Source organism: Aeromonas sp. QDB34 (assembly GCF_027705405.1).
Taxonomy (GTDB): domain Bacteria; phylum Pseudomonadota; class Gammaproteobacteria; order Enterobacterales; family Aeromonadaceae; genus Aeromonas; species Aeromonas hydrophila.
Map to the genome: position 1 here is coordinate 47,175 of NZ_JAPDBT010000024.1, position 8,427 is coordinate 55,601.

Here is an 8,427-nt window from a genome sequence, read left to right on the forward strand (position 1 = left end):
ATATGAACATGGCAATTAAAAACACTGTGTCATTAATTGATGATGATGAAATCTTAGCACTTTGCCGGGAGGACAAAAGCTGCTTCGTTGATGAGAACTGGGTCGTTTACACATCAGATCCAAAGAGTGATAACTTAAATACAATAATTTCTAAGGTTAAGGTTCAGCTGCATGGTAAGGAGCCGAATATTAATCTTGCTGATAGCGAAGTAGTACTGAATGCTTTGCAGGTCGGTTCAACTCAAAGTGTCGACACAGTCCAACAAAGTGCTAAGAACGCCACTGATGTCGCACCAACACAAGTTGAAGACCGCTTGATGGGATTGCTGTCAAGGTGTATTAGAATGGGGGGATCTGATATACACATTTTGGTGAAAGGAAAGAAAACAATAATAAAATGTCGTATTGATGGTCGTTTGATTGATATCTCTGCACCTCAGACAAAAGAATATGGGGCAGAACTAACAGCTTATGTATTTAATGGTCACAGCGGTTCAGAAGAAAGCTATTCAGCGTTAATTCCAAATGCTGGAAGCTTTAGTAAGATTATCTCTGTAAATAATGTTCAAAAAGCATGGGATTGGCGGACGTCAATGCTACCTGTTAGTAGCAGTAGCGACGATAAAGACTGTACCAAAACCGTACTGCGATTACTGACACCCATTAGGGACGATATTCCTTCGTTCGCAGATATGGGGATGGACGAAGATCACATTGAAATCATTGAGCATGCATTCAAGCAGCCTCAAGGGGCCGTTTTTTTCTCTGGACCCACCGGTTCAGGGAAAACCACAGTAGCTATGGCGGGGCTATCAACTATTGATGATGGCCGCAATATCAATACGCTTGAAGACCCACCTGAATGGAGTTTGGATGGGGTTTCTCAAACGCGAATTGATTATGGCCTGACAAAGAAAGGTAAAGAGCGTGACTTTGCGTATTACGGAAAAGTAATGCTCAGGCAAGATCCTGACGTCATTTATTTTGGTGAGGTGCGTGACCAAAAAAGCGCCGCGGAATTTACTCACCTTTCAGAATCCGGGCACTTGTTAATCGGAACCACACATACTTCAAGTGCAACCGGTCTTGCAACCAAGCTGGTAGAACATTTACGCGTGCCGTCAGTAATCGCCAGTAGCCCTGATGTATTCTCAGTCTTCGCTCATCAGAGGCTAATCAGGGTTCTTTGCCCGTACTGTTCAATTCCGCATGAAAAGGCAACCGAAGAACAGCAGGCTATTTTGCGCAGAGCTCTGGGTGTAGATCTACACCTCGCTCGAGTAAAGAATAGTAATGGTTGCAGCAAATGTGTTGAAGGTGAAAAAGGTAGAACCTTGGTAATGGAGGTCATCGTCTTAACAGATGACGACCGTAAATTCATAGCTAAAGGTGATGCGTTGGCGTGGAAGATCCACTTGTTGGAGAATGGCTGGAAAAATATTAAGCACTATGCACTTAAAAAAGTAAGGGCTGGGATATGCGATATTCACTCTGCTGCTGAACAAATTAAGGAGCTGTTGTGAATCTTGACATCCTTTCGAAGACGTGGCTCCAGTTGGTTTTTTTTAAAACCGACCAAATTGAATTCCTCGAGGACTTTAAGGAGTTAATCAACTCTGGTATTGATGAGAAAGATATTTGTATTAATTTGGTAGAGTTCGGATCTCCCTCTGCTAAAGCGCTTGCAGGTGATATGCTGATGGCTATCAGAAATGGTAGGCCAGTTACATCTGGTATGCAAGGATGGTTCTCACCAATAATAATTTCTACAATTGCTGCTGGACAAGAAACTGGTGACATAGACATGGGGCTTGATGTTGGTATAAACACCATCAGAGATGCTTCTGGATTGACTTTGGATATTTTGAATGCAGTAAAATATCCTGCAGTAATGATTGTTGCGTTGTTGACTGTAGCGGGTGGTCCGTCATATGAGTATATGCTGGATATGCAAAACAGACTGCCGCTCTACAAATGGGGGGGGATATCACAGGCAGCATGGAGTCTTGCAGAATTCAGTCATAACTGGATGTTTTTTCTTATGTGCTTGGCCATTACTAGCCTCATAAGCTTGATGTGGATGTTACCGAATTTTCCATATAGAGAGTCACTTGATAACTCCATAGTTTTTAAACAATATAGAGACCTCAATGCGATAGCAGTGTTAGCTAGTGTCTCCAGCCTTATGAGAGCCGGGGTCGGGATTAATGATTGTATGAGCATTATTGGCCAGGGTTCAAGTCGTTGGCTTCGAGCAAAAATACAGAAAATAAAGTTGAAAATAGCATCAGGTAAGAAAAACTATGGTGATGTATTTGATGTGGGGTTACTTGGTCAAGTTGAAATTCAAAGAATTAAAATATTAAGTAATAGTGAAGACATTCCATCGGTGCTAATGCAAAGCTCGATAAGACAGCGAAGGAGGCTAAAAAAACAGATAGTTAGTTTGGGGAAATTGGCAAACTTGCTGACGATGATGGCTGCAGGTTGCGGTATGGCTATATTGGCCGGTGGTACATATCTCGTGGTGGCGCAGTCCGCTAGAGTTGCTTATTAATTTTTAAGGGTTGAATGATGAACTACGTAAACCAGAACAATGAAATCATGGCTTCCAAAAAACAAGGCGGCTTCACATTGATCGAGTTTTCCATTGTGGTGGCAATTGCAGCCGTTCTCTTGGTGGTCGTTCTGCAAGTAGCTGAAGGTGTAAAATATCAAACTAAGCAAGAGGCGCTCATAAAGCAGATGCAACAAATCACAACTGCAACGGAGCGTTGGAAAAAAGGGCGCCCGAATAAGAATGGTGTGAGCATGAGCGTGTTGTGTGCGACGGGGTCTAAGCTGCTTGATGCCAGCGTCTGTGGTACTGCCAAAGATGGTAAGGCGGCAAATGCATTTGGTGGTGATATTACCGTTGTAGCAAACACTACCAACCCCAGCCTGGTTGATATCACGATGGCGGGCCTGCCGGCTGACTACATAACCGATCTAGCTGATACCTTAGCCCCCATGACTACAGGGCGTTGTCAGACGGCTACAGGGTGCACAACTATTACCGTCACTGGCAGCAGTGTTAAAGGAACGATGTAAATTATCGTTGTTAAGGAGGCGGCTTAGCCGCCTCCATATTTTAGAACATAGCAGGCATATTTATGAAGAAATGTAGTGGTTACACTTTGATTGAGCTATCGGTGGCTATGGCGGTAATTGCCACTATCTCATTTGGCGTGACTGCTATTGGGTATAATTTAAACATAGCAATGCAATCTATAAAGGCTCATGGAATCGCCTCTGATGTGAATGCTGGAGTTAACTCAGCGCTTCGACTTAAGGTGCCTAATGGTTGCCTGACTGGCATAAGCATTTCTCATGCTGATTTAATTACAGCAGGGGTGCCCAACTCATCGGTATATCCTGCGCCGTGGGCGACAAGTTTCGCTTTTGGGTATCGCGGGGGTGAGCCTGTTCATGTCGTGGTTTCAATAGATGTAAGGAATGCCGCTTTTGCTGGCGAGCTATATACTGATTCTGGCGCAGATTACATGTCAGGTAGTACATTATCATTTCAGTTCCCTATTAAGTCTCCAAGGCTATCTTCGTTTGGAGAAATGTATAGGAGTCCAACAAATTGCTGGGCACATGGCATTGGAGATAAGTAATGCGTAAAAGCCAGAGTGGATTTACACTCATTGAACTTTCTATAGTTCTTCCAGTTTTAATTTTCGTGAGCATGATTGTTTACAATGAAATGAGGCAGCAAAGAATTGATTCTGCTGCGGAACAACAAGGCCTTCGCATTGCTGAGCTTTTTTCAAAAGCAGCGGAAAGGTATCAGTTCACATCTAAGAGCAATAACACAGTTACACCTACTAACTTCCCATCATCGATTCAGGTACTAATTAATGAGGGTTACATTAGGAACTGTACCGTAAGTGATGCGAGTGCGGGTAACTGCCGGCCAATGACTGAAACTCTCTGGGGGGATGCTATTTCTGTAAGGACTTATGGTGTAGCTGGGAACCCAACAATTCCAAGGTTCGAATTGACCATACCACTCGCAAAAGTGCCAGCAGATCAACGAAATGACGTTGCCGCTGGATTATTGTCTTCACTGCCTTTTGCTACCGTATCTGGAACAAATATAGTTACGGAAATTGGTCGACCAGGCACTGAGGTTGCTCACGACAATTTTTATATGCTTGATGGATCGAGGGCGCTAAAGGGGAACATGAATGCTGCCGGATATGCCATCGAGAACGTAAAAGATCTTTCTATTTCCGGCCTCACAAATCGCACCGTACTTTCTGGGTTGGCTTGGGGTAATGTGCAACAAAATAACCAGATCGTTTCCCTTGTCTCCTGTCCTACTAATCGCGGGACTCGCAAAGTAAACGTGATTCCTCTGTCATACAGCAAAAATGGCTTCCCGTTTAACAAAATGGGGGCTGTTGAGGGCCGGTTTGATGGAACGAGAGCTTACGTCCGGATATGGGAAACTGATCAGAATGGAACCCAGGCATGGTTTATTCCTGCTCCACCAAACGCATCCGTTTTGGTTCAGCAACAATGTAGCAAATAAATTGTTTAAAAATCCCACCAAATAAGAGGTCTGAATGAAACTTTATAGCGATAATGCCCTTTCTCGATTCTCTACCCGTTTGTTAATGGCCGCGTTGCTGACGTGTTGCAGCGGAACAGTAACGGCTGGTGTCGATGATGTGTGGGCTGCCTCTCCGGCGACTTACGATACCCAGTGGGCGCAAGCATATGCAGCAGCAGTCAACCCCTCTTTCTCTGGTTCGGGTGGACGAGTCGATCTGTATAGCGGTTCATCCACTTCAGTCAACATTTCTGTGCCTACCACCGTCAATGTGCTCTATGTGAGCTTTGATCTGGACGGTCGTGGGATCACTCAGTTGATGTTCGACCTTCAGGAGGCCGTCACCAGAGGTGATGTGAGACTGTACAACCGGGGGGGGGAGAACGCTGACAGGCCCTATGACGCCCTCATAAAAGTGAGTCGATCGGGTGTTCTGGTAACACTGCGGGGGGAGGGGGTTTGGACTGGTGCTCCAGTAATAAAGCGGGTTGTGGGATACAGCCTATAAGCAGGGCCTGTAGCTCGATACTACAAGCCCATTACCATCATTTGGGGACGAACAAATTGACGCTCACAGAGCCGGTGACTCCCCAAGTTGAGTTTGATGGAACAGGAACCACGCAGGTTTCAGAATTAGTGTTGTTCATGGATGACGAAAAGGACGAGGAGCACAGCTGCACACCATCAACAACAACCGATAGAGAGCGATTGTTAGCAGTAGCTGAGAGTGCGCTAACAAGAATCCCAGCCCCGTATGAGTTAGTTCCACTCGCACTACCTCTAATCCACTTCCCATCAAACATCCCGCCGGTATCTTGGCCGTTGGTCTTCGGATTGACAGGACCTGAATTGGCTTGTGCCCATGTGGTGTCCCGAGTCGCCGGAGCGGCATTCCAGGCATCATCGACGCTCGCCGCTGCGGCCCCACTGCAACAGGCCAGCAACGCAGTCATTAACAAATGGGTAGGGTATCGAGAAAGGGCATTATCAGGCTACTCAAGCGCGCGACAGAGGCGATTGTGCCGAAACCATGATCACCGGGGTAGGTTCAGGTCAGCAGCGTACCTAGCACGACATTATTGAGGGTCAATACCTCGAGAGCCCTCGTGATGGAGCCCTGGGCTCCGCTCGTGAGGCACGAGATCTGGCAGGGCCCTGCAGGATCTCACGGCATGCTAGCGGATGTGCTGTATCAGGTGAGCATTCGGCGGGCAATCCAGTGTTGGTCCCTGCGATGGATGATGGTTTTTGTCTGTCAATCTGCGTGTCGAGTTCGTAAGCCTGGATTCAGGCGAACTGTTTAAGCACTTCGTTCCACTGCCTAGCTGAAAAGCTTGTTATAGAACCTCGGCGCACGGCGGACCGGGTGGGCCAGGCAACCAAATTTGCATTGGCATAACTCATGACATGATGAGTACAGATAAACGGTTCGTCCGTTATCCAATAGCAACATATGATGTCGGCCACTAAGCGGCGTCAGCCAGGACGATTCCCTCGGCGACATCGACGTGTGGGTTAGAGAAATCGGCATGAAAAGAGGGGAAACAGATTGAAAGAAGTAACTTCGCTACCGTAGTCAGACTTGGTATACTTTATGGAAACACACAAATACAAAGAGCTATGAAGTTTGATCAGGTTTCTCAGCAAGATGTCTCACAATTAGAGACGGATGTAATAAATCTGGATAGATTAATGAGAACGTCATTGGCAATGAAACATAAACTTGAAAAAAAGGGATGATATGAGAAAAACTATTGTTGCCGCGCTGCTTTTGTCAGCCATTTCTCCTGCGCATGCTATTTACAATGGCGCTGAAATTAAATCACCTGAGTTTGTTCGGGTTGGGGGAATCTGTTCTGGTACTGTAATTGCTGGTAAATGGGTCGTAACAGCTGCACACTGTGGTGATTTGACAGGGCAGACTGTAAGTAACATCGATGCAAGTGTTGTGAACATTAAACGCACAGTAATTCATCCAATGCATGATGGCAGCGTACCGCGTGTATATGATATTTCATTGCTGGAGCTTGATAAAAAAATGCCAGCGACAGCAAGTGTTATTAACACCGAACCCGCGGTCGGTTCAATTCAATCCATAGCTGGCTGGTCAAGCCTCTCTGGTGGAATACTGAAAGGTGCTTCCAATGAGACTGTAGGCAAAGCAGATGCAAGATGGTCTCCAGATGCTTACGAACTGAAATATGACACCGTAAATGGGATTGGTACCGGTACCTCTCAGCCTGGTGACTCCGGTGGTCCTTGTTATAACGAAGCTGGTGTATGGGGGGTAATTCAAGGATCTGCTGGTCAAGGTGATGGCACTTTCATTCAATCGTGCCAAGCATTTTATAAAGCAGAAACTACTGCATGGATGCTTGAAACAATCGCTGCATGGTCGTATCCGGCCGAGGTGAAGGGCGAGGGGACCGTAACGATCAAGGTGCAGTCATTCCACAAGGACCCGGAAGTTTTTGCACCCTATACCGAAGGGGATCTCACAATTGAATCGAATACCTGCAAAAACGGGACGGCAGCACCTCTTGAGGAGTGCACCGTTGTTGTGAAGGGAAGCGGCAAGCTGTTAATTACAGGTAGCGACACGGTTGAGGTGAATAAAAAGACAACGCCCGTGACCCCGACTCCGGAACCTACAGAAAATGGTGGTGGCGGTGGTTCAACTGGTCCAGTAGGCCTGATAGCGCTGGCACTGGTGGCAATGGCCCGTCGTCTCATAGTTAAGTGAGGCGCCATCAGTTTGGTACCTGTTGGTTAAAAATGTCAGTTTGAAATGAGGGAGGCCAAGGCCTCCTTTTTTATTGATAGCCCCTTAAGAAGTGAAGCATCCAAAGCTCTTGCCGCCCCTGCTAGAAAACCCCCCCAATTTTAAGCGCTCATTTTATCCTGAAGCGCCGAGTTAGAATCCCATTGTGGATAGTTAACTGACAAACATGCCACGCCTCAAAGACCGCACCAACGGGACCTGGCTCTTTACGGTGCCACGGATCCAAGCAAATGGAGAGTGTTGAGTGAGATTGTTTAAGACGGTGATCAGTGTTGGGATGTTGGCGCTTTTTTCAACAGCATCGGTAGCTGATGCGTGGCAAGAACGTGAGATCCTGAGCCGTGTACGTGAGCAGTTGATTCGGGTAAACAAGTTACTCGTCGAAGCTGAGAGCGCGGGCATGAACAACCAAAGCCGGTTGCGAATGGAGTATCGAAGCATTCGTGACGACCTAAACACCGTCGAAGACGGGATCTTGCAATACCTCTCCGCGCCTATGGATCCGGCAGCCATAGTCCCCCTGGATGGTGGCTACACGGACTACCAAAGAGCGCATGCGTTACCCCGGCCGGACGCAAATTTGTCTCGCGAACGCGCATTACCTATGGGGTATAAAAAATGAGCGCATCTTGTTCAGGTGGAAATGTATCTCAATGCATGGCTGCTGTCGGAGCTAATTCCACATTCAGCCAAACATCAATTCTGCTTCAAGGCAGTATGTACGCCGCTGCATTCATATTTATTCTGTTCGTAGCCTATGCCTGTTATCAAGGATTGGGGACAGACAAAGTAACATATTATGGAATGTTTAAGGCAATTATTACCGCCGTAGTATTGAGCGCTTTGATCCTGCTGATTGTTAAGGCAATAGTGCATTAATAAATTTTATTGAGGAGTATAGGGATGCCAATGAAAAAAGTTAGTAATAGATTGAGGGGGGTATGTTTTATGGCTGCTCTCATGGCTGGCGGCGTTTTTCAAGATAGTTGTCGCGCAAAGCTGTTTTAAGCAGCCTCTTTCTGCTCCGGCTCGGGTTTCTCGGGCC

The 8,427-nt window shown here is 46.5% G+C and carries 8 protein-coding genes; all 8 read left to right on the forward strand.

What is annotated here, in order from left to right; translation table 11 throughout:
• The first annotated feature begins 2 nt into the window (after positions 1-2).
• The 8 genes from OKC29_RS20340 to OKC29_RS20375 all read left to right on the forward strand — a co-directional run bounded on the left by OKC29_RS20340 (position 3) and on the right by OKC29_RS20375 (position 8,004).
• Entirely contained in the window at positions 3-1,523 is a 1,521-nt protein-coding gene (locus OKC29_RS20340) for a GspE/PulE family protein (RefSeq protein WP_103828369.1), read from the forward strand.
• Positions 1,520-2,557 carry a type II secretion system F family protein gene (locus tag OKC29_RS20345; protein ID WP_128345057.1) on the forward strand — a complete coding sequence of 346 codons (1,038 nt, stop codon included), beginning with the start codon at positions 1,520-1,522 and terminating at the stop codon, positions 2,555-2,557. The genes OKC29_RS20340 and OKC29_RS20345 overlap by 4 nt, the downstream gene beginning before the upstream one ends.
• Positions 2,558-2,571: 14 nt before the next feature.
• Positions 2,572-3,090 (forward strand): prepilin-type N-terminal cleavage/methylation domain-containing protein, encoded by a 519-nt coding sequence (locus tag OKC29_RS20350; RefSeq protein ID WP_134695600.1) that lies wholly within the window; start codon positions 2,572-2,574, stop codon positions 3,088-3,090.
• 62 nt (positions 3,091-3,152) lie between these two features.
• A complete protein-coding gene (locus OKC29_RS20355) occupies positions 3,153-3,659 on the forward strand; it encodes a type II secretion system protein (protein WP_103828366.1) in 507 nt (168 codons plus the stop codon).
• On the forward strand, positions 3,659-4,579 hold the full coding sequence (locus OKC29_RS20360) for a type II secretion system protein (protein WP_134695601.1): 921 nt from the start codon (positions 3,659-3,661) through the stop codon (positions 4,577-4,579). The genes OKC29_RS20355 and OKC29_RS20360 overlap by 1 nt, the downstream gene beginning before the upstream one ends.
• Positions 4,580-4,613: 34 nt before the next feature.
• Positions 4,614-5,108: a hypothetical protein gene (locus OKC29_RS20365; RefSeq protein ID WP_134695602.1), complete on the forward strand. Its 495-nt coding sequence runs from the start codon at positions 4,614-4,616 to the stop codon at positions 5,106-5,108.
• 1,215 nt (positions 5,109-6,323) lie between these two features.
• Complete coding sequence (locus tag OKC29_RS20370) at positions 6,324-7,343, forward strand: trypsin-like serine protease (protein ID WP_103828364.1); 1,020 nt, start codon at positions 6,324-6,326, stop codon at positions 7,341-7,343.
• A 283-nt stretch (positions 7,344-7,626) separates the two neighbouring features.
• Positions 7,627-8,004, forward strand: a complete 378-nt coding sequence (locus OKC29_RS20375; protein WP_103828363.1) for an RAQPRD family integrative conjugative element protein — start codon at positions 7,627-7,629, stop codon at positions 8,002-8,004.
• The last annotated feature ends 423 nt before the right edge of the window (positions 8,005-8,427 follow it).